Origin of the sequence: Aeromicrobium sp. UC242_57, assembly GCF_044452305.1 — a bacterium.
Lineage (GTDB): Bacteria > Actinomycetota > Actinomycetes > Propionibacteriales > Nocardioidaceae > Aeromicrobium.
The window spans coordinates 663,580-683,541 of the sequence record NZ_JBIOAM010000003.1 but is presented as its reverse complement, the minus strand read 5'-3'; the positions used below and the strand labels follow the sequence as shown (position 1 = coordinate 683,541).

Here is a 19,962-nt window from a genome sequence, read left to right as displayed (position 1 = left end):
GGCGCGTCCCGTTCTCCACGTTACCAGTGTGCACCCACGGCGCGGGCACACACACGGCCCTAGCCCACGGGCGCCTTGAGCAGGTACACGTGGTCACGACCGTTGTACGACGCCGGCACCATCGAGTGGGCGTACGACGAGACGACCACGGACGAACCATCGGCGCTGCTGGCGTACACGAGGCTCTCACCCCGCGCCTGGCTGCCGTCGTGGTTGACGCTCATGAGCCGGTGCGTTCCGGTGGTCCGGTCGTAGCGGTACACCTGGTTCCAGCCCACCAGGGTCGTCCCGGGAACCAGGTTGGTCGACTGCGAGCCGAAGTAGACGTAGCGTCCATCGGCCGACGGTGCCGAGGCATAGGCCCGGTCGTCGCCGGATCGCCATTCGGAGCCGACGACATCAACGTCATCTCGTCAGAACCGATCACCGCGACGTAGGCGTCGTCCTGGCCGTTGGTGTCACCGACGACCAGGTCGTTCGCCGACGACGAGAACGACACGACGGCGCCGTCCCCGCTGATGCGCGGCGCGGTGGAGCTCCCGTCGGGGTACGGCCCGTTCTTCTTGCGGGAGACCAGGCTGAGGCCTCGGCCCTCCAAGGCCATGTTCGCCGAGTAGACATGGATCGTCTGGCCGTTGGCCGATGGCGCGACGAGACTGCGAGCCGTCGACTGGAACGCGAGGCGGTTGCCGTCGTCGGACATCGTGACGTTGGTGGAGTCGCCGTCGGCCTGCTGGCGGCCGATGTCGACGCTCACCATGACCGAGGTGCGCGCCTCACGGTCGTACCGGTAGACCTTCCAGTTGGTCGTCGACGATCCCGGCAGGTTGCTCGCCTTCGAGATGTAGGCGACGTAGCGCCCGTCTGCACTGATGTTGCCGAGCGTCGATCCCTGGCTCTCCCATTGGCCGATGCGCCGGAGGCGGCGTGCGAGATGAGTCGGGTCGAGCCCGATTCGCGGTCCCACATGAACACGTCGGTCAGTCCGTTGCTGTCGTTGGAGGCCAGGTCGGGCGAGGCCGACGTGTACGTGACGAAGCGACCATCGGCGCTGATCGCCGGCGTGCTGGCATTCTCCGATCCGAAGACTCCCCACGGGTGAGGTCGATCGGCGTCGTCGTGCCGGCCTGCCGGTCACGCAGGTAGATGTGGGTGTGCTTGCCGGTGTCCTTGGTCGAGTGGTTGGTCGCGCTCGAGGCGAACACGACGTAGCGGCCATCGGCGCTCATGTCGGGCGTCCCGTCGTGGCCATCGGGGATCTCGCCGTCCAGGCCAGGCGAGACCCACTCGACGTGGGGGTTCGGCGGTGGCGGGGCGGCGGCGACGGAGACCTTGACGTGGGAGCTCGTGACGACTGCCGCGCCGCCGGCCGGGGTCGTGACGGCCCGGAAACCTGGTGCCGATGCCCCTCGGGGTGTAGCGCAACGTCGCGCGCCCCGCAGCGTCCTGCAGGCCTGTCGCGACGTCCTTCCAGTCGGCCTCGACGAGCATCTGCAGTCGCACGGCCCGACCCCTTCCGTGCGGGTGAGAAAGAGGCTGTCGTCGCGAATGGCGCGTCCTGCACCGCATGAGACGGAACGGTCAGCACGGCTCGCTGACCCGCGACCGTGATGCGCCTGCTCGACGACGTCTTCGCGGCATAGGTCCGTCGGCCCACCGTGACCTTCTTGGCGCGCACTCGATAGGTCGCGGTCGCCGCGGGGGCCTTGAACGTGAAGACGTACCGACCCCGCGCCGTCGTCCGTGAGACCAGGACCCGGCGCCACGACGCACCCTTCTTGACCTCCAGGGTGACCGGAACGCTTGACCTTGCCCGGCACGGAGCCGGTCATCGACACCTTCTCCCCCGCTATCGACACCGAGGCAGCAGCCGACGTCGACGGCGCGACGAGCATCGTCGCGACCAGCAGGAGACAGCAGGAGTCCGCCGACGCGGCGGCACGCATGAATCGTCATGGCGCCATCGTGCGCACCGGCACTGGGACCCGGCTGGACTGCACTGGACGTGACCCCCGCCCTACTCACGGTTAGCGGACGTTAGCCATACTGTGAGGAGTTTTGTCCTCTCCAGAGAGTGGTACGCGTGCGCAATCCCCGTGCTTTCCTTCGCCCCCTCGCAGTCGGCGCCCCCCGCCCCCGTCGCGGAGGTACCGTTCCGGCCGAGTCGAATGATCCACTTCTTCGACCCGAGCAACGAGAAGATGGCCGCCAAGGTCCCCGACATCGCGAAGAAGGTCGACATCATCCTCGGCAATCTCGAGGATGCGGTGAAGACCGAGAAGAAGGAAGCCGCCCGCCAGGGTCTCGTCGACATCGCGAAGGCGACCGACTTCGGTGACACGCAGCTGTGGACCCGCGTCAACAGCCTCGACTCGCCGTGGGCGCTCGACGACATCATCACGCTGGTCACCGAGATCGGCGACAAGCTCGACGTCATCATGGTGCCCAAGGTCGAGGGCGCCCAGGACATCCACTACGTCGACCGGCTGCTTGCGCACTCGAGGCCCGCGCCGGCCTGACCCGCCCGATCCTCGTCCACGCGATCCTCGAGACCGCCGAGGGCGTCGCGAACGTCGAGGAGATCGCCGGCGCCAGCCCGCGCATGCAGGGCATCTCGCTCGGCCCCGCCGACCTCGCAGCGAGCCGCCGCATGAAGACGACGCGCGTCGGCGGCGGGCACCCCGGCTACCTGGTCCGTCAGGACCCCACCGGCGACGACCTCACCGTCGGACGCACGACCTACCAGCAGGACCTGTGGCACTACACGATCGCCCGCATGGTCGACGCGTGTGCGGCCAACGACATCCTGCCGTTCTACGGGCCGTTCGGTGACATCAAGGACGTCGTGGCGTGCGAGGACCAGTTCCGCAACGCCTTCCTGCTGGGCTGCGTCGGCGCATGGAGCCTGCACCCCGTGCAGATCGACATCGCCAAGCGCGTGTTCTCGCCCGATCCGGCCGACGTCGCGCACGCCAAGACCGTCGTCGAGGCGATGGGCGATGGTTCAGGCGCCGTCATGATCAACGGCAAGATGGAGGACGACGCCTCCTGCAAGCAGTGTCTCGTGATGCTCGACCTCGCCCGGTCATTGGCCGAGCGCGATCCCGAGCTGGCCGCGGCCTACGACCTCTGAGGAGAGACATGACCACCGACATCCTGCGCCCCCGCCGTTCCGTTCTCTACATGCCCGGCGCTAACGAGCGCGCTCTCGAGAAGGCGAAGACGATCGACGCCGATGCGCTGATCCTCGACCTCGAGGACTCCGTCGCGCCCGACGCCAAGGCGCAAGGGCGCGACAACGTCGTCGCCGCAGTGACGTCCGGCGAGTACGGACATCGTGAGCTCGCGATCCGCATCAACGGCATCGGCACGCAGTGGCACGACGCGGATCTGACGGCCGCCGCTGCGGCTGGTCCCGATGCGGTGCTGGTGCCCAAGGTCAACTCCGCGGCAGAGGTCCTGCAGCTCGTCGCAGCTCTCGAAGCGGCCGGCGCCCCGGAGAAGACCAAGCTGTGGGCCATGGTCGAGACGCCGATCGCTCTGCTGCACGCCGAGGAGATCTGCGCCGCCCACGAGCGTCTGACGGTCATCGTGATGGGCACCAACGACGTCGTCAACGAGACGTACGGTCTGCACGTGCCCGGACGCAATCCGCTCGTCCTGACCGCGTTGTCGTTGTCGCTGCTGGCCGCTCGTGCCGCCGGCAAGGTCATCATCGACGGTGTCTACAACGACGTGAAGAACCTCGAGGGCTTCGACGCCGAGGCTCGTCAGGGCCGGGAGATGGGCTTCGACGGCAAGACGTTGATCCATCCGGCGCAGGTCGAGCCGGCCAATGTCGCATTCGCGCCGTCGGCCGACGACATCGAGCACGCCCGGGCCATGATCACGACCTTCGACGAGGCCAAGGCCGCCGGCCAGGGTGTCGTGACGTTCAACAACAAGATGGTCGAAGAGCTGCACATCCGCGACGCCCACCGCATCCTGGCGTTTGCCGAGGCGCTCTCCTCCCGCTGACCGTCGTCCCCCGCTGGTGCGAGTTTCCCACGAGGCCTGGGGCCCTTGTCACGTACCTAGGGTCACAGCGCTGGGTGCGTGACAAAGAGGCTAGGCCTCGTGGGAAACCGACGGTGGGGTTAGCGGTTGATTCTGAGCGCGTAGACCTCGGAGTGCATCCGCTGCTTGTGCGCCTGCGCCTTCCGACGCTGTCGCACTGACTCCAGGAGTACAGCACGATCAATCTCCGACATCTCGTCCCAGGCGCGCACGACGGGCTCGGGACGTGACTCGAGAAATACCATTGCCTTCACCTCCTCCCCTGATGTTCTGGCCGTCGATTCGTAATCGGTCGGGCTGTGTCCGGACATGTCGGGTGTGGCGAGTTGCATGGTCATGGCGCGCCTCCTTTCTTGAGGACTGGGTGGGTGGGATTGGCCTTCGTCACCGTCAGAGCACAACAAAAAACCGCTTCAGATCGATGATCCGAAGCGGCAGAAGTGCCAACAGCTGATGGCTACTTCAGGTGCACTGCTCCGGAGGTCGGACCGGCGAAGGACGTGACGGCGCGGCGAAAGGCCACGGTGCGTGTCGCGGTGATGATGTTCTTCATGGGTCCACCTCCTCGGTCAGTCGGGGCTCCGTCGTGGAGCAGCTTCTGCAGGCTAGCGGGTGGACGGGCCGCATGTCCACCCGCCGCGTGATCGAGCCGAGCGGCTCGCCGTGCGTGGCCGATCAGTCGAAGTCGAGTCGCTCGTCGATCTCGTCGCGGGTCGCACCGCTGGCGTACAGCAGGTCGGCGGCAAGCGATCGGACCTGCGCTGCGATGGCGGCGGAGTTGAGGGTCATGGCACCCGGCAGCGCGGTCACCGCGATGCGGGCGGCGTCGACGAGCCTTGGCGTGCTTCGTCGAAGTCATCGCGCTGGGACAGGTCGTCGGCGAAGATCCTGACGGCACGCGCCAGCGAGTCCACCGCAAGGTCCATGTCGCGAGGTGCGGCCTCGCCGTGGCGCAGCATCGCTGCGGTACGGCGGGCCAGCACACGGGCATCGCGGATCGCGTTGTCGAGATCGCGCACGGCCCCCACGTAGAGACCGACGTGATCGCGTTGCTTCCACCGCATCGGCGACATCCGGGCGATCTCGGCGACGTTCGCCGCCGTCGCCTCGAGCGCCTGCAGACCCGGCTGCAAGCCGCGGGCGTGCTCGAGCGCCTTCTCGGCCAGCTCCCGAGTCTTCCTGGCGCATCGCCTCGGCGCACTCGGCGAGGACGTCGGACAGCTTGCGCAGCAGCGACTGGACCTCGACGTCGATGTCACGCACGGGGTTGCGGGGCACCAGCAAGACCATCGCGAGCCCCGCACAGCCGCCGATCAGCGCATCGAGGAAGCGGGTGACCGCAGGATTGCTGGCGTTGGCGGCCGGCACGACGGCAGCCAGCAGGACCGACGAGTTGGCCGCCTGGGTCAGCGCGAGCCCCTTGATGCCGATCAGGGTGCTGATGACGACGGTCAGCACGACGACCAGCGCCATCTGCCACGCTCCTCGCCCGATCGTCAGGATCAGCAAGCTCGCCGACGAGGACGCCGAGCGCCACACCCAGCACGGCTCAAACAGGGTGCGTCCGCGCAGGCCTGCGCCGGCGATGATGACGATGACCGCAGAGATCGGCGCGAAGAAGGCTTGCGAGTGGCCCAGCATGTGCGTCGCGACGAAGAACGAGACCCCGGTCGCGACGCTGAGCCGCAGCAGCAGTCTCCACCGCTTGCGCACCCGCTCCAGGCGGTCGCGCCAGGTGTCGCCCGATCCGTTCAGGCGGATCCGGCGAAGCGGGATGTCACGGGGACCGTTCACGAGATGCTCACAGGTACAGGCCTGTCTGGCCTTCCTCGATACGTTCGGCGGCCACGGCGTGCAGATCGCGTTCGCGCAGCAGGATCAGCGCTTCACCGCGGACCTCGACCTCGGCGCGATCCTCTGGGTCGAACAGCACCCGGTCGCCGACCTCGACCGACCGGACGTGGGAGCCGACCGCCTCGACCCGCGCCCATGAGAGTCGCTTGCCCATGGCGGCCGTCGCCGGGATGACGATGCCGCCGGTCGAGCGCCGGTCACCGGCATCGGGATCGAGCGCCACCAGGAGCCGGTCGGCCAGCATCCGGATCGGGAGCTTGCTCGTCATGGTCAGTTCAGCAAGCTGCGGATGACGACGATTCCGGCCACCACCGCAATCGCACCGCCGACGATCGGGGCGATCGTCTCGAGCCGCGGTGATCCGGTCTCGTCGACGAAGCGCGCCTTGACGTTGGCCAGGCCGCGGCGGGCGATGTTCTTGGGATTGGACCGGTCGATCAGTGCATCGACGGTATCTGCCAATCGTTCGCGGATCTGTTCGATCTCGTCGACAAGATCATCGGGCTTGGCCTTCGACACGACGTGCCTCGCTCACCTGGGAATCTGCGGAGGTGCGGACGGAAGACCCGCACGCATACGTAAGGATAGGACGTATGACTACGCGACTGCAGGCAGGCGACCCAGCTCCCGACTTCACCCTGACCGACGACCAGGGCACACCGGTCACGCTGTCGGCGCAGACCGGCAAGGTCATCGTCTACTTCTACCCCGCCGCGATGACGCCGGGCTGCACCAAGCAGGCCTGCGACTTCAGCGACTCGATCGACCGTCTGCAGGCCGAGGGGTACACCGTCATCGGCATCTCGCCCGACAAGCCCGAGAAGCTCGCGAAGTTTCGCGAGCGCGACGGGCTCACCATCACGCTGTTGTCAGATCCCGAAAAGGACGTCCTCAAGGCGTGGGGCGCCTTCGGCGAGAAGAAGCTCTACGGCAAGGTCGTCGAGGGCGTCATCCGGTCGACGTTCGTCGTCGAGGACGGAACCGTCCAGGTCGCCCAGTACAACGTCAAGGCCACGGGCCACGTCGCCAGCTGCGCCGCGACCTCGGCCTGGAATAGCGGGTCGGCTACAAAGCGGTCGGCTACAGCTGACCAGGAAGGCATGTCTGACCTCTGTTCTAGCGTGGCTAGATGGGCACTCCCTACAAATACACTCGTGAACTTCTTGAACCAATCGTGGCCGAGGCGACGTCGGTCGCTGACGTCCTTCGTCGCCTCGGGCTGCGCGCCAACGGCGGCACGCATAGTCATATCAGTCGAACGATCAAGCGGTACGGCTGGACACAAACCACTTCCGACGCAAGCCCATTGGCGGGCATCGACCGAAGTTGGACGCGACTTCCATCCTGACAAGGAGACACCTCGGAACCCGACGCGAGAAGCCGCACCTACTCCGCCGAGCCATGGTCGAGTCCGGCGTTGCTTACCAATGCTCGTGCTGCGGCAACGAGGGAACTTGGATGCTGCAGCCGCTAATCCTCGATGTCGACCACATCGACGGCGATTTGCACAACAACACTCTCAAGAACCTTCGGTTCCTGTGTCCCAACTGCCACCGGCTGACACCGAACTTCGCTGGTCGAGGCCGGGGAGATTCCACCACACAGGCTGCCATCGACGAGACCAGACAGAGCGATGCTTAACTTGTCCCTGCTGGCCGATGTGGTGGAACTGGTAGACACGCGGCACTTAGGATGCCGTGCTTAGGCGTGCAGGTTCGAGTCCTGTCATCGGCACATACCTGATCTGAGCACCTTCTCGCACCCGGCAGGATGGTCCTGTCCGGGCGACCGCACCCCGAAGGAACTGCCATGAAGTCTGATCTGTTCAACCAGGCCAATCTCGAGGTGCAGACCTCCGATCGGTTCGCCCTCCAGAATCCGCGCATGCTCAAGGTGACGCTGGGTGCGCCTGTTCTTGCTACGAAGGGCGTCATGGTCGCCTACCAGGGCCAGGTGACCTTCGAGCACAAGTCGGCGGGCAGCATCGGCAAGCTCATGAAGAAGGTCGTCACGAGCGAGGACAACCCGCTCATGACGGTGGCAGGACAGGGCGAGATCTTCTTCGCCGACACGGCCAAGAACGTCTTCATCCTGACGCTCGAGGGCGATGGCATCTCGATCAATGGACGCAACCTGCTGGCCTTCGACGCGAGCCTCGACCACGACATCCGACGGGTCAAGGGAGTCGGCGTCGCGGCGGGCGGTTTGTTCAACACGATCGTCTCCGGCCATGGCCAGGTTGCGCTGGTCGCGCACGGCGACCCGATGATCCTCGACTGCTCGCAGCAGCCGACGTACGTCGACATCAACGCCGCAGTCTGCTGGTCGGCCAACCTGACCCCGCAGATCCACAACAGCATGTCGATGCGTTCGTCGTTGCGCGGCGGCTCAGGTGAGGCGTTCCAGTACGCCTTCCAGGGCCCAGGCTTCGTCGTCGTCCAGCCGTCCGAAGGACCTGCCTATGGCCAGGGCGGCGGCGGGAACGGCGGGAACGTCGCAGCCGCAGCCGTGGGTGGCGGCATCTTGGGCGGCATCCTCAGCTGACGGCGTTGCGTGCGGCCAGCAGCATCGTCGTGGAGTGGTCGAGGTGGGAGCGCACCGCCTGCTCCCCTGTTCGTTGGATCTCGCGCAGGTAGGCCGTGTGCTCGGTGCACAGCGCGGCCGCGTCGTAGTGGAAGCGCAGCTGGCGCAGGAACAGCAGCATCTCGGCGTCGAGTCCTGCGTACGCCTCGGTGATGCGGGTGCTGCCCGCCGAGGCGACCACCAGGCGGTGGAACTCGGCGTGGGCGGATTCGGCTTGCGTCGCCGTGGCCAAGCGCCCTGCTGCAGCCTCCAGCGGCGCGAGGACCTGATCGGGCCAGGTGTCTCCGTGCTCGGCCCTGAGGAGCCGGACGGCTTCGGACTCCAGCGCCGAAACGGAGCTTGCTGCAGCGCGATGACGTCAGCGTCCGCGAACGAGATCACTCGCACACCCCGGTACGGCGCGGGAGACGAGCAGACGTTGGGCCACGAGCCGTTCGAGGGCGCGACGGACCGTGTGCCGCGACAGGCCATGCTCGTGGCTGAGCGCCTCCTCGCGCATCGGGGTGTCGGGGGCAAGCTTCCTGACAGCACCCGGCGCCGCGGCCGTCGGCCAGCCGGTCGGCACCGGTAGCCCGCGTCATGCTGTGGCTCCGGCACGCTGTCGCGGGCGGGCCAGGAGCGTGACACCGAGCAGCAGCACGGCCAGCCCTGTCCAACCGATTCCGCTCAGCTGCTCCCCCAGCAGCGCGATTCCCAGGACGCAGGCGGTCAACGGCTCGACCAACGTCAACGTCGCGACGGTGGAGGCGCTCAGCGACCTGAGCCCGATCGCGAACATCACGTACGCCAGCACGATCGTGACGACCGCGAGCCACAGGACCATGGCGATGCCCGACCCGGTGGCCAACCACCCCAGGTCGACCAGCAGGAGGAAGGGTGCACCGATGACGGCCGCCGTCCCGAAGATCGAGCCCACGGCGACGGTAGGCTGCCATCCCTCGTCGAGCAGGTGCTTGGCGGCGAGCGTGTAGACCGCGTACGACAGCGCGGCGCCCAACGATCCGACAAGCCCGCGCAGGCTGATGCCCTGCCCAGACCCTTCCAGCAGACCGCTCAGGAGCGTGACTCCGGCGACGGCGCAGGCCGTGGCCGCGAACCAGACCCGGGTCGGCGGGGTACGACGCACCGCCCATTCGAGCAGGCCGGTCAGGACGGGCGCCGCGCCCAGCGTCACGACGGCGCCCACGGCGACTCCGTTCAGCCGCGCACCCTCGAAGAACGTCGGCTGGTAGGCGGCGACAGCAGCTCCTCCGAGCAGCACGGCGCCGAGCTGGCGACGAGTCCATGTCGTCGGACGCTGCTGGCCCCGCCGCCCCTGCCACCAGGCGAGGGCAGCCAGCAGCGCACCACCGGCGACGATGCGGGTCAGCCCGACCGCAGAGCTCGACGCCGCCTGCGGCCCGTAGGCCTGGGCGGTGCCGGTCGTGCCGAAGCACACTGCCGACATGATGATGAACAGAACAGGGCGCACATCAGATTGTTACACAATCTCGCGTCCTGGCCTACTTTCTGGCCTACTGAGTGAGCCGTCCCAGGCCCTTCGAGATGTTCTTGGTCAGCACCTTCGCCACGACGCCGGCCGCGCCGGGACGGCCATGTCGAAGCCGATCGTGTAGTCCAGCACAGTTCCGCCGTCCGCGGTGGGGGTCAGCACCTGGCGACCCCAGTGCCCCTTGAGCGGGCTGCCCTTCGTGATCTTGTACTCGATCAGCGTGTTCGGCTCCGAGACCGTCGTGGTCTCGTGGAAGGCCGGCAACGGCCCGATCTTGAGGCTGCGGGTCGAACCCACGCCGTTGCGGGACGTGTTCCGTCCCGCACGCGCGAGATCTTGGCACCGAAGATCGGGCCGAGGTTCTCGTGCTCGGAGAGCTTCTCGAACACCGTTGCCGGATCCGAGGAGTAGGTGTGGACGACATGGACGCGCTGGGGAGTGGACATAGCCGATGAGTCTAGGCTGAACCATCATGAAGCGGGAGAGTTCTGGGCAGCCGCGGCGCGGCGACCTCCAGCAACCAGTCTCCGCCGGAATCATCGCCGCCCTGGTCGGCTACACCAGCGCCTTCGCCGTCGTCCTGACCGGGCTCGTGGCCGTCGGCGCCACACCGACCCAGGCCGCGTCGGGCCTGCTGGCGCTGTGCCTGGCCCAGGCCGTCGGGATGTGGTGGCTCAGCAGCCGCTACCGGATGCCCCTGATCCTGGTCTGGTCGACGCCCGGCGTCGCGCTGCTCGCCGGCACCGACGCTCTCGACGGCGGTTGGCCCGTCGCCGTCGGCGCCTTCATCGTGGCCGGCGCCGGATACGTCGTGACCGGCCTGTGGCCGGCGCTGGGCCGGCTCATCGCCCGCATCCCTGCTCCGGTCGCCCAGGCCATGCTCGCCGGAGTCGTCCTCGAGCTGTGCCTCGCGCCTGTCTCGGCCGTCAAGGACAACCCCGGCGCGATCCTGCCGATCGCCGCGGTGTGGCTGCTCGGCATCCGGTTCGCGCCTCGGTGGGCGGTCCCGGCCGCCTTCCTGGCTGCCGGGGTCGTCATCGGCATCGACATGGCCCGGCACGGCACCACGATCACCGCGTCATCCCTGACCCCCGAGCTCACGTTCACCGCGCCGCAGTGGTCCTGGGCCGCTGTCATCGGCATCGCTCTTCCGCTCTACGTCGTCACGATGGCCTCCCAGAACGTTCCTGGCGTCGCGATCATGAAGTCCCTCGGCTATGACGTGCCATGGCGCGGAACCATCGTCACGGCCGGTGTCGCGACGATGGCAGGCGCGACCGCTGGTGGTCACTCGGTCAACCTGGCAGCCATCAGCGCCGCCCTGGCAGCAGGACCTCCCGCAGGCCCCGACCCGCGCCGCCGTTGGATCGCCGCCCAGTCGGCCGCCGCCACGTACGTCGTCCTCGCGATCGCGTCGGCCGCGCTGGCGGCGCTCGTGGGCCGTCGCCCCTGTCGGAGTCATCGCGACGGTCGCCGGCCTTGCCCTGCTCGGCACCCTCGCCGACGCGCTCGAAGGCGCCGTGACCCAACGCCGGGGACGTGAGGCCGCAGTCATCACGTTCCTCGTCGCTGCTTCGGGCATCTCCGCCGCCGGCATTGGTTCAGCATTCTGGGCGCTGCTGGCCGGCCTCTTCGTCCATCTTGTCCTCGACTGGAAGCGATCCTGATGTTCCGCATTCTGTTCTACGAGCCCCGTATCGCCGGCAACACCGGTGCTGCGATCCGCCTAGCCGCCGTCACCGGCGCTGCAGCTTCACCTCGTCGAGCCGTTGGGGTTCGACCTCGAAGAGTCCAGCTGCGCCGCGCCGGACTGGACTATCACGACCTGGCCGTCATGACGGTCCACGCCGACTTCGACACTGCCTTGGCCACTCTGGCTCCCGGCCGGGTCTTCGCCTTCACCGCCTCGGGCGAGCAGCTCTACACCGACGTCGCCTACCAACCCGGTGACGTCCTGCTGTTCGGGCCGGAGCCGACCGGCCTGCCCGACGACGTGCTCGACGACCCCCGTCTGGCGGCGCGCGTGCGCCTGCCGATGCTGCCGGGCCGTCGGTCCATGAACCTCGCGAACACCGCCTCGATCGCTGTGTACGAGGCGTGGCGCCAGCACGACTTCGCACTTCCTGACTGAAACCTCCCACGAGACCGCAGTCGGCGGGCGTACAGTGGCGCTCTCGCACCAGAAAGAGAACACCGCATGACCCGGCCACGCATCACCAGACGCAGCCCGATCGCCGTCGCGCTGGCACTCGTCCTCGCCGTCGGTCCCTACCTGTTGTGGCAGGGGGCCGCCCAAGGCGGTCCGACCCATGGCGTCTCGATGATCGCCCCTCGCGGGATCGTCGTGGTCGGCGACTCGATCACGGCCCGTTACAACGACTCCCCCGGCGATCCCGACCAGGCGTGGTGGAGCTTCGCGGGACGTGCGCTCGACGCCGAGGTCACGACGTACGCCCAGTCGGGCTCGGGCTACCTCCGCCCGGGGCACCAGTGCCGCGGCGACCGGTTCATCGATCGGACCGATGCCTACAGCGGTGCGGCGCCGTCGATCCTGATCGTCGAAGGTGGACGCAACGACTGGGCGCGCTGTGTCGACGGGGTCCTCGCCCTCGCATCGAACGCTGACCTCGAGCATGCCGTCGCGACCTATCTCAACACCTTGCAGACCCATCTGCCGAGCAGCGTCCGCATCATCGTCCTGAGCCCACCGTGGGGGCCGTTCCAGCCGGCGCACGGCCAACGGGTCTCCCGCATCATCCGGGCCCAGGCTCTCTCGCACGGGGTGGAGTTCATCGACCTGGGCGGTGCGCTCAACGCCGCCCGAGTCGTCGACGGCATCCATCCCAACCGTGACGGCAGCGCGGCGATCGCCCGCCGCGTCCTCCGCTCCTTGGACGCCGGCTAGGTCCGACCGCCGTCCCGGGCGGGGTCAGCGCAGGGCCGCCACGATCGACGAGCCATCGCCGTCAACGCGCTTGCCCCGGTGGCTGATGCGATCCTTCTCCGCCGGGTCCAGCTCAGCGGTCGACACGTCGTACCCGTCAGCAGCGAACAGCGGGTCGTAGCCGAAACCACCCCCTCCGTGCTCGGCCAGCAGGATGCGTCCAGGCATGATCCCGTGCTCGGTGATCTCGCGACCATCGGGCGTGCACAGCGCCATGACGCAGCGGAACTGCGCCGTACGGCGCTCCTGCGGAACCTCGCTGAGCTGGCTCAGCAGCAGCCGGTTGTTGGCCGCGTCGCCGCCCTCGCTCTTGGGCACCCCCGACCAGCGGGCCGACAGACTCCCGGCATCCCGTTGAGTGCGTCGACGCACAGGCCCGAGTCGTCGGCCAGCGACGGGAGGCCCGTCACGGCCAGGCACGCCCGCGCCTTGATCAACGCATTGCCCTCAAAGGTCGGCTCGGTCTCGGCCGGCTCGTCGTAGGGCGGGAAGTCACCCAGCCCCAGCACCTCGATGCCAGGCACCAGCGGCGTCACGATGCGACGCAGCTCGGCAAGCTTCTTGGCGTTGTTGGACGCCAGGACGATCTGGTCAGCCACGGCCCAGCGCCTCAGCCTGCAGGCGGGTCAGATCGACGCAGCCCTTCGCTGCCAGCTCGAGCAGCGCGTCGAGCTCGGCCTTGTCGAACGGCGCACCCTCGGCCGTGCCCTGTACCTCGACGAACTTGCCCGATCCGGTCATCACGACATTCATGTCGGTCTCGGCACGGACGTCCTCGACGTAGGGCAGGTCGAGCAGCGGCACCCCGTCGATGATGCCCACGCTGATCGCCGCGACCGACTCGACGAGCGGCTCTCCCGCCAGGGCGCCCTTGGCCCGCAGGTGCTCGACCGCGTCGGCCAGCGCGACGTACGCGCCGGTGATCGCGGCTGTCCGGGTCCCGCCGTCGGCCTGCAGGACGTCACAGTCGATCGTGATGGTGTTCTCGCCCAGCGCCTTGTAGTCGATCGCCATGCGCAGCGAACGTCCGACCAGGCGCGAGATCTCGTGCGTGCGACCGCCGATCCGGCCCTTGACCGACTCGCGCGCCGAACGGTCATGGGTCGCCTGCGGCAGCATCGCGTACTCTGCCGTCACCCAGCCGAGACCAGAACCCTTGCGCCAGCGCGGCACGCCCTCGCTCGCGCTCGCCGCACACAGCACCTTGGTCTTGCCGAACTCGATCAGGCAGGAGCCCTGCGCGTGGTCGAGCCAGTTGCGGGTGATCGTCACGGGGCGGGGCTGGTCGGCGGTACGGCCGTCTTCACGAGTCATGCCGCGAGCCTATCGGCCCTGGCGATGACTCAGATGTCGTAGGTCGAGCCGGCCTCGACGGCTCGTAGGGACCGTCCCACGTCGACTTGACGTCGGACTCGACCTCGGCCCGGTCGGTCCAGGCTGGAATGTGCGTGACCAAGAGGCGTCCGACCTGGCCCACCGTCGCGTAGTGACCGGCCTCGGCCCCCGTCAGGTGCAGCTCGGAGGATTCGTCCCGGACTCGACGAACGACGCCTCGCACAAGAAGGCATCCGCACCGGCGACGAACTCGCCGAGCATCTCGGTCGGGCCGGTGTCGGCGGAGTACACCAAGGTGCGTCCGCCCGACGAGATCCGCATGCCGAACGACGCGATGGGATGCACGACCTGACGCGCCACGACCTCGAACGGGCCGAGCTGCACGATCTCGTCGTCCTGCCAGCTGTGCAGGTCGAGCTGTCCCCGACAGATCGTCCCCGTCGTGCAGACCGTAGATCTGGGCGAGCTGGCCCTCCGAACCTCCCGGCGCGTACAGCGGGATCTGTCGGTACGCGCCCTCAGGGTGATACTTGCTGACGACGTAGAGGCCCGACAGGTCGAAGCAGTGGTCAGCGTGCATGTGCGAGATCGCGATCGCGTCGATGTCACGCAGATCGCAGAAGCTCTGCAGGTTGCCCAAGGCACCGCTGCCGAGATCGACCAGCAGACGATAGGTCCGTCCCTCGAACGGCGCCTCCAGCAGATAACAGCTGGCAGGCGACTCCTGGCTCGGGAACGACCCCGCACAACCGACGACGGTCGGCTTCATGCTGCTCCCACCCACGCGAACTGGCGCACTGTCTCGACCTCGGGACCCAAGAACCGGCGTGCCAGCAGGGCGAAGTCATCTGGCCGCCCGGTCGTCAGGAAGCCGTGCGCCGGAGGCGCCAGCGCAGCGTCGCGTTCGAGTCCTTCGCGCACCAGCAAGGCGTAGACGTCCTTCGCGGTCTCCTCCGCGCTCGACACCAGCGTGACCCCGTCGCCCATGACGTAGGACAGCACACCGGTCAGCAACGGGTAGTGGGTGCAGCCCAGCACCAGGGTGTCGACCTCGAGGTCGATCAGGGGCTGCAGGTACTCCTGTGCGGCAGCCGAACAGATCGGGCCCGCTCGTGACCCCCTGCTCGACCAGGTCGAACGAACCGTGGACAGGCACGAGTGTGCAGGGCGATGCGCGGGTTCGCCGCGAAGGCGTCGTCATAGGCGCGGGACGTGGCCGTCGCCTCGGTGCAGATGACGCCGACGACGCCGTTGCGGGTCGCGCTGACGGCCCGGCGGGTGGCCGGCACGATGACCTCGACGACCGGGACGTCGTAACGCTCACGCGCATCTCGCAGCACGGCAGCGCTCGCGGAGTTGCAGGCGATCACCAACGCCTTGACACCCTGGTCGACCAGGTGGTCGAGACACTCCAACGCGTACTCACGTACCTCGGAGATCGGCTTGGGACCATAGGGCTGTCGGGCTGTGTCGCCCAGATAGATCACCGGCTCGTGCGGGAGCTGGTCGAGGATCGCGCGTGCCACCGTCAGGCCGCCGAAGCCTGAGTCGAAGATGCCGATGGGTGCGTCGCTCACAACGAAAAAGCGTACGGGCGCATCGTGTAACAGCAAAGTGAACGGGCCGAAGATCACACCCGAACGCGTCACGTGCACGGGGCGACGGACCGACGACAAGTCACAGCGGCAGCTCGGGCTGCGGGGGCGCGTGAGCCGGATCGACACCGTCGAACAGCGACGAGACCGACTCCCCTGCGTGGATGCGGGCGATCGCCTCGGCGAAGAGCCCGGCGACGGACCGCACCTGCAGCTCGGGCCAGTCGGCCGGCCGCGGCACGGTGTCGGTCGTGACGACCTCGGTGATCGCCGGGTGGTCGCGCAGTCGCTCGACGGCCTTGCCCGTGAACAGCCCGTGCGTGCAGGCCACGGACGCCTCAAGACATCCCTCGTCCTGCAGCTTGTTCATCGGCCGATGATCGAGCCACCCGTCGCGATCTCGTCGTCGAGCACGATCGCGGTCTTGCCGGCGACGTCACCGACGATCGCATCGATCACGACCTTGTCGTCGGCCTGGCGCTGCTTGCTGCCAGCGGCCACCGGCACGCCGAGCAGTCGTGCGAACAACGAGGCCGTCTTCGCGTTGCCGAGATCGGGTGAGACCACGACGGTGTTGCTCAGGTCGCGGCCACGGTAGTGATCGGCCAGCTCGCCGATCGCGGTGAGATGGTCGACCGGCACGCTGAAGAAGCCGTGCACCTGCGGTGCGTGCAACGTCATCGTGACGACCCGGTCGGCGCCGGCCGTCGTCAGCATGTCGGCGACGAGCTTGCCGCCGATCGAGATACGCGAAGCGTCCTTCTTGTCGGACCGCGCATAGGCGTAGTGCGGGATCACGACAGTCACCGAGTCGGCGCTGGCTCCCCTGGCCGCGTCGATCATCAGCAGGAGCTCCATCAGGTGATCCTGCGTCGGCGGCACGAGTGGCTGGATGATGTAGACGTCCTTGCGCCGACAGTTCGCGAGCAGCTGCACCTGCAGGCAGTCGTTGCTGAACCGGATGGTTTCGGCTGCCGACAAGGGCTGTCCGAGCTCGGAGCAGATCTTCTCGGCAAGGGGGCGGTGCGCGCTTCCGGAGAAGACCACGATCTGACTCACGAGGACGAGAGTAGTCGAAGAAGATGGCGCGTGGCGGCCGTCACCACGACTAGTTCAGGTCAAGCGCCTTCAGCTGGGCCAGCACCATGGGAGCCAAGGTCTTCATGTACGGAACTGTCACGTGGTGCCGGTCGCGGAAGACCAAGATGTTGCCGATGACCGGCGCGCACGCCGACCCGGGGCAGATGTAGTCGTTGACGTTGATGCGATGCGCGTCCTGCACCTCGGACAACGCCCGCTCGATCGACGCGTCGTCCCAGGTGACGTCGGAGCCGTACGCCTTCTCGCGTGGAGTCGAGCACTCCGTCAGCTTCGACGCGTGCTTCATGACGCACTGGGGGATGTCCATGCCATTCATGGGCGTCGAGTCGAAGACGATGACCTGGGCACCGTGGGCGGCGACCCGGCCCAAGGCATCGCGCACGCCGTCGATCATCAGGTCGCGTGGTTCGACTCCCGTGCCGATGTTGCGCGCCTTCATCTTGTACAACGCATTGATCACGATGTCGGGCTTGTCGCGCTCGAGCTTGGCGATCAGGTCGGCATTCCACTGGTCGCACGACGGGTACGACTTGTAGGCGCCACCGTGCGCGACCTCTGCTGTCGTGAACGCGCACGTCGACTTGGTCGACACGACGAGGCGCCAGCCGAGCTCCTTGGCGGCGATGTCGAGAGCTGGAGCCCACTGCCGAGTCTTGGAGTCCCCGACGACAGCGACGTCGACGTCACCGTCGGGGTCGCCGAGCACACAGCTGACCAGCCAGCGCTCTTCTGGTCTTGGTGGCAGGAGTCCGGTGTCTCAGAGAACTTGCGGGCGTCTGCCGGGTCAGGCGTCATCCAGTCGACAGTGTCGACGGGCTCTCCTGCGGGGCTGGACCTCGGGTCGTCTCCGAGCACGGCTGCACCCGGCGCCAGCCCGGCTGCCTTCGATGACGGGGGCGGCGGAATCGTGGCCGGGGTCGTGCTCGCCGCAGCCGTCGGAGTGGCCGGGTCGTCGTCCGGCGTCGAGCTGCAAGCAGCGAGTCCTCCGAGCATCGCGCATGCCGCGACGCCGACCATGAACTGTTTCAGCCGCATGCCGTGCCCTGCCCCCGTGTGCGTCGTGGAAAGTTCGAGGACCATCGACTGGACGTCCCGATGGCCCGTGGCGATGATAGCCAGACTCACCCAAATCGCAGTCGCCGTGCCTGTTCAGGCCCAGAGCTGACCGTCAAGACGATCCTCGGCCTCGTCGAGGGTGCCCTCGTAGGCGCCGGTCGACAGGTACTTCCACCCGCCGTCGCACACCACGAACACGATGTCGGCGCTCTCGCCGGCCTTGACGCACTTGGCGGCCTGCGCCAAAGCCGCGTGCAGGATCGCCCCCGTCGAGACGCCGGCGAAGATGCCTTCCAGCTCGACGAGCTCGCGCACCCGCCTCACCGCATCGCGCGGGCCCACCGAGAAGCGCGAGTCGATCAGCGACGCGTCGTACAGCTCGGGGACGAAGCCCTCGTCGAGGTTGCGCAGCCCGTAGACGAGCTCGCCGTAACGTGGCTCCGCGGCGACGATGCGCACCGACGGCTTGTGCTCACGGAAGAAGCGACCCACACCCATCAACGTGCCGGTCGTGCCGAGCCCGGCCACGAAGTGGGTGACCTCCGGCAGATCGGCCAGGATCTCGGGAGCCGTCCCGTCGTAGTGCGCATCGGCATTGGCCGGGTTGCCGTACTGGTAGAGCATGACCCAGTCGGGGTTCTGCGCAGCGATGCCCTTGGCGACGCGAACCGCCTCGTTGGAGCCGCCCGCCGCCGGCGACGTGATGATCTGGGCACCCCACATCGTCAGCAGCTGGGTGCGTTCGATCGACGTGTTCTCGGGCATGACGCACACGATGTTGTAGCCACGCTGACGCGCGACCATCGCCAGGGAGATGCCGGTGTTGCCGCTCGTGGGCTCCAAGATCGTGCAGCCGGGCGACAGCCGGCCGTCCTTCTCGGCCCGCAGGATCATGCTCAACGCCGCACGGTCCTTGATCGACCCGGTCGGGTTCTGGTCCTCGAGCTTGGCCCACAGCCGGACGTCGGGCGTTGGCGACAGCCGCGGCAGCCCCACGAGGGGCGTGCCACCGACCGAGTCGATCAGGGAGTCGAAGCGCACGGGGTTCCGATCAGCGGCTCGACGGCACCGCCGGCGACCGCCGGCAGGATGACCACGGTGTCGCCATCGGCGACCGGAGTCTCGAGCCCGCCGGTGAATCGGATGTCTTCGTCGTTGACGTAGATGTTGACGAAACGACGAGCCTCGCCATTCTCCAGCAGACGCTCCTTGATGCCGGCGTGATCGGCCTCGAGCTTGTCGATCAGCTCAGTGACCGTCGCGCCGGAGCTCTCGACGGCACGCTCGCCGCCGGTGTAGGGACGCAGGATCGTGGGGATGCGGACCTCGATGGCCATCAGTGTTCTGCCTTCTGTTGGGTGGAGCCTTCGTCTGTGACGGTGTCGTCTGAAGCTTCGCTGTCTGCAGCGCTGCTGTCTGTATAAGTCTCGACGACCCGAACTTCTTCCTCAGCGACCTCGCCGTCGACGATGCGGTACGACCGGAAGTCGACCGGACCGGACTCGTGCGCGCCGTCTCGGGTCGAGACCAGCACGTAGTGAGCCCCCGGCTCGCCGGCGAGGTTGATGTCGGTACGAGACGGATAAGCCTCGGTTGCCGTGTGCGAGTGATAGATCACGACGGGTTCTTCGTCGTTGTCGTCCATCTCACGGTAGAGCTTCAGCAGGTCACCGGAGTCGAACTCGTAGAACGTCGGCGACATCGCCGCGTTCAGCATCGGGATGAAACGGGCCGGGACGTCGGAGCCGACGGGGCCTGCGACGACGCCACAGGCCTCGTCGGGATGGTCGCGGCGGGCATGCGCGATGATCGCGTCATACGTCGTCTGGTCGATGGTCAGCACACGGCAAGTTTATCGGGGCTGCGCGGACCCTCGCCGGGACGCCTCAAACATGAGATGCCCTCACGGTTTCCCACGAGGCCTCGGGTCGTTGGCACGCACCTCG

Annotated in this window: 25 protein-coding genes, 1 tRNA gene and 5 pseudogenes; 10 read left to right on the top strand and 21 right to left on the bottom strand. The window is 67.6% G+C overall.

Annotated features, from left to right (window positions below):
- Positions 1 to 59: 59 nt before the first annotated feature.
- From ACHMWU_RS14165 to ACHMWU_RS14155, 3 genes are read right to left on the bottom strand one after another with little or no spacing between them, the layout of a single operon-like run.
- Positions 60 to 224: a hypothetical protein gene (locus tag ACHMWU_RS14165; protein WP_396044629.1), complete on the bottom strand. Its 165-nt coding sequence runs from the start codon at positions 222 to 224 to the stop codon at positions 60 to 62.
- Complete coding sequence (locus ACHMWU_RS14160) at positions 221 to 967, bottom strand: hypothetical protein (RefSeq protein WP_396044627.1); 747 nt, start codon at positions 965 to 967, stop codon at positions 221 to 223. Before ACHMWU_RS14160 ends, ACHMWU_RS14165 begins: the two co-directional genes overlap by 4 nt.
- A 13-nt stretch (positions 968 to 980) precedes the next feature.
- Positions 981 to 1,946, bottom strand: coding sequence for a hypothetical protein (locus ACHMWU_RS14155; RefSeq protein ID WP_396044625.1), 966 nt, complete (start codon positions 1,944 to 1,946; stop codon positions 981 to 983).
- A gap of 222 nt (positions 1,947 to 2,168) precedes the next feature.
- On the opposite strand from ACHMWU_RS14155, the pseudogene ACHMWU_RS14150 reads away from it, so the two are divergent.
- Both ACHMWU_RS14150 and ACHMWU_RS14145 read left to right on the top strand, forming a co-directional pair.
- Positions 2,169 to 3,133: pseudogene (locus ACHMWU_RS14150) on the top strand (HpcH/HpaI aldolase/citrate lyase family protein).
- An 8-nt stretch (positions 3,134 to 3,141) separates the two neighbouring features.
- Entirely contained in the window at positions 3,142 to 4,017 is an 876-nt protein-coding gene (locus ACHMWU_RS14145; RefSeq protein WP_396044623.1) for an HpcH/HpaI aldolase/citrate lyase family protein, read from the top strand.
- 119 nt (positions 4,018 to 4,136) lie between these two features.
- On the opposite strand, the gene ACHMWU_RS14140 is transcribed toward ACHMWU_RS14145, so the two are convergent.
- The 5 genes from ACHMWU_RS14140 to ACHMWU_RS14120 all read right to left on the bottom strand — a co-directional run bounded on the left by ACHMWU_RS14140 (position 4,137) and on the right by ACHMWU_RS14120 (position 6,429).
- Positions 4,137 to 4,394, bottom strand: a complete 258-nt coding sequence (locus tag ACHMWU_RS14140; protein ID WP_396044621.1) for a hypothetical protein — start codon at positions 4,392 to 4,394, stop codon at positions 4,137 to 4,139.
- Positions 4,395 to 4,731: 337 nt separating this feature from the next.
- Positions 4,732 to 4,866, bottom strand: coding sequence for a hypothetical protein (locus ACHMWU_RS14135; protein ID WP_396044619.1), 135 nt, complete (start codon positions 4,864 to 4,866; stop codon positions 4,732 to 4,734).
- A 45-nt stretch (positions 4,867 to 4,911) separates the two neighbouring features.
- Entirely contained in the window at positions 4,912 to 5,850 is a 939-nt protein-coding gene (locus ACHMWU_RS14130) for an aromatic acid exporter family protein (RefSeq protein WP_396044617.1), read from the bottom strand.
- 7 nt (positions 5,851 to 5,857) lie between these two features.
- Complete coding sequence (locus ACHMWU_RS14125; RefSeq protein ID WP_396044615.1) at positions 5,858 to 6,178, bottom strand: GroES family chaperonin; 321 nt, start codon at positions 6,176 to 6,178, stop codon at positions 5,858 to 5,860.
- A gap of 2 nt (positions 6,179 to 6,180) precedes the next feature.
- Entirely contained in the window at positions 6,181 to 6,429 is a 249-nt protein-coding gene (locus tag ACHMWU_RS14120) for a DUF3618 domain-containing protein (RefSeq protein ID WP_396044613.1), read from the bottom strand.
- Between the two features lie 74 nt (positions 6,430 to 6,503).
- Between ACHMWU_RS14120 and bcp the strand changes: the two are divergent.
- The 4 genes and pseudogenes from bcp (at position 6,504) to ACHMWU_RS14100 (ending at position 8,454) form a co-directional block, all read left to right on the top strand.
- A pseudogene (gene bcp, locus ACHMWU_RS14115) lies at positions 6,504 to 6,967 on the top strand (thioredoxin-dependent thiol peroxidase).
- Positions 6,968 to 7,311: 344 nt separating this feature from the next.
- On the top strand, positions 7,312 to 7,551 hold the full coding sequence (locus ACHMWU_RS14110) for an HNH endonuclease signature motif containing protein (protein WP_396044611.1): 240 nt from the start codon (positions 7,312 to 7,314) through the stop codon (positions 7,549 to 7,551).
- 13 nt (positions 7,552 to 7,564) lie between these two features.
- Positions 7,565 to 7,644 (top strand) — tRNA-Leu (locus ACHMWU_RS14105).
- A gap of 75 nt (positions 7,645 to 7,719) precedes the next feature.
- Entirely contained in the window at positions 7,720 to 8,454 is a 735-nt protein-coding gene (locus ACHMWU_RS14100; protein ID WP_396044609.1) for an AIM24 family protein, read from the top strand.
- Here the strand turns inward: ACHMWU_RS14100 and ACHMWU_RS14095 are convergent.
- The 4 genes from ACHMWU_RS14095 to ACHMWU_RS14080 form a co-directional block, all read right to left on the bottom strand.
- Positions 8,447 to 8,818, bottom strand: a complete 372-nt coding sequence (locus tag ACHMWU_RS14095; protein ID WP_396046758.1) for an FCD domain-containing protein — start codon at positions 8,816 to 8,818, stop codon at positions 8,447 to 8,449. The genes ACHMWU_RS14100 and ACHMWU_RS14095 overlap by 8 nt on opposite strands.
- A gap of 33 nt (positions 8,819 to 8,851) precedes the next feature.
- Positions 8,852 to 9,058 (bottom strand): GntR family transcriptional regulator, encoded by a 207-nt coding sequence (locus ACHMWU_RS14090; protein WP_396044607.1) that lies wholly within the window; start codon positions 9,056 to 9,058, stop codon positions 8,852 to 8,854.
- Between the two features lie 12 nt (positions 9,059 to 9,070).
- Positions 9,071 to 9,964, bottom strand: coding sequence for a DMT family transporter (locus ACHMWU_RS14085; RefSeq protein ID WP_396044605.1), 894 nt, complete (start codon positions 9,962 to 9,964; stop codon positions 9,071 to 9,073).
- 84 nt (positions 9,965 to 10,048) lie between these two features.
- The gene (locus ACHMWU_RS14080) at positions 10,049 to 10,282 is read right to left on the bottom strand and encodes a hypothetical protein (RefSeq protein WP_396044603.1); all 234 of its coding nucleotides are present in this window, start codon (positions 10,280 to 10,282) and stop codon (positions 10,049 to 10,051) included.
- 175 nt (positions 10,283 to 10,457) lie between these two features.
- Between ACHMWU_RS14080 and ACHMWU_RS14075 the strand changes: the two genes are divergently transcribed.
- From ACHMWU_RS14075 to ACHMWU_RS14060, 4 genes are all read left to right on the top strand, one after another.
- A complete protein-coding gene (locus ACHMWU_RS14075) occupies positions 10,458 to 11,528 on the top strand; it encodes a benzoate/H(+) symporter BenE family transporter (protein WP_396044601.1) in 1,071 nt (356 codons plus the stop codon).
- Positions 11,446 to 11,652, top strand: a complete 207-nt coding sequence (locus ACHMWU_RS14070) for a benzoate/H(+) symporter BenE family transporter (RefSeq protein ID WP_396046756.1) — start codon at positions 11,446 to 11,448, stop codon at positions 11,650 to 11,652. The genes ACHMWU_RS14075 and ACHMWU_RS14070 overlap by 83 nt, the downstream gene beginning before the upstream one ends.
- The gene (locus ACHMWU_RS14065; RefSeq protein ID WP_396044599.1) at positions 11,652 to 12,116 is read left to right on the top strand and encodes a tRNA (cytidine(34)-2'-O)-methyltransferase; all 465 of its coding nucleotides are present in this window, start codon (positions 11,652 to 11,654) and stop codon (positions 12,114 to 12,116) included. Before ACHMWU_RS14070 ends, ACHMWU_RS14065 begins: the two co-directional genes overlap by 1 nt.
- Positions 12,117 to 12,182: 66 nt before the next feature.
- A complete protein-coding gene (locus ACHMWU_RS14060) occupies positions 12,183 to 12,890 on the top strand; it encodes an SGNH/GDSL hydrolase family protein (RefSeq protein ID WP_396044597.1) in 708 nt (235 codons plus the stop codon).
- Positions 12,891 to 12,914: 24 nt separating this feature from the next.
- Here ACHMWU_RS14060 and ACHMWU_RS14055 read toward each other — a convergent pair.
- The 9 genes and pseudogenes from ACHMWU_RS14055 to ACHMWU_RS14015 form a co-directional block, all read right to left on the bottom strand.
- Positions 12,915 to 13,528: pseudogene (locus ACHMWU_RS14055) on the bottom strand (non-canonical purine NTP pyrophosphatase).
- Entirely contained in the window at positions 13,521 to 14,243 is a 723-nt protein-coding gene (gene rph / locus ACHMWU_RS14050; RefSeq protein WP_396044595.1) for a ribonuclease PH, read from the bottom strand. Before rph ends, ACHMWU_RS14055 begins: the two are co-directional and overlap by 8 nt.
- Positions 14,233 to 15,033, bottom strand: a complete 801-nt coding sequence (locus ACHMWU_RS14045) for an MBL fold metallo-hydrolase (RefSeq protein WP_396044593.1) — start codon at positions 15,031 to 15,033, stop codon at positions 14,233 to 14,235. Before ACHMWU_RS14045 ends, rph begins: the two co-directional genes overlap by 11 nt.
- Positions 15,030 to 15,841: pseudogene (murI, locus tag ACHMWU_RS14040) on the bottom strand (glutamate racemase). Before murI ends, ACHMWU_RS14045 begins: the two are co-directional and overlap by 4 nt.
- Positions 15,842 to 15,941: 100 nt before the next feature.
- A pseudogene (locus ACHMWU_RS14035) lies at positions 15,942 to 16,918 on the bottom strand (ribose-phosphate diphosphokinase).
- Positions 16,919 to 16,967: 49 nt separating this feature from the next.
- Positions 16,968 to 17,666, bottom strand: a complete 699-nt coding sequence (locus ACHMWU_RS14030) for an SGNH hydrolase domain-containing protein (RefSeq protein ID WP_396044591.1) — start codon at positions 17,664 to 17,666, stop codon at positions 16,968 to 16,970.
- Between the two features lie 443 nt (positions 17,667 to 18,109).
- The gene (locus ACHMWU_RS14025) at positions 18,110 to 19,057 is read right to left on the bottom strand and encodes a PLP-dependent cysteine synthase family protein (protein WP_396044589.1); all 948 of its coding nucleotides are present in this window, start codon (positions 19,055 to 19,057) and stop codon (positions 18,110 to 18,112) included.
- A complete protein-coding gene (locus ACHMWU_RS14020) occupies positions 19,039 to 19,353 on the bottom strand; it encodes a MoaD/ThiS family protein (protein WP_396044587.1) in 315 nt (104 codons plus the stop codon). The genes ACHMWU_RS14025 and ACHMWU_RS14020 overlap by 19 nt, the downstream gene beginning before the upstream one ends.
- Positions 19,353 to 19,859 (bottom strand): Mov34/MPN/PAD-1 family protein, encoded by a 507-nt coding sequence (locus ACHMWU_RS14015; RefSeq protein ID WP_396044585.1) that lies wholly within the window; start codon positions 19,857 to 19,859, stop codon positions 19,353 to 19,355. Before ACHMWU_RS14015 ends, ACHMWU_RS14020 begins: the two co-directional genes overlap by 1 nt.
- Positions 19,860 to 19,962 lie beyond the last annotated feature (103 nt).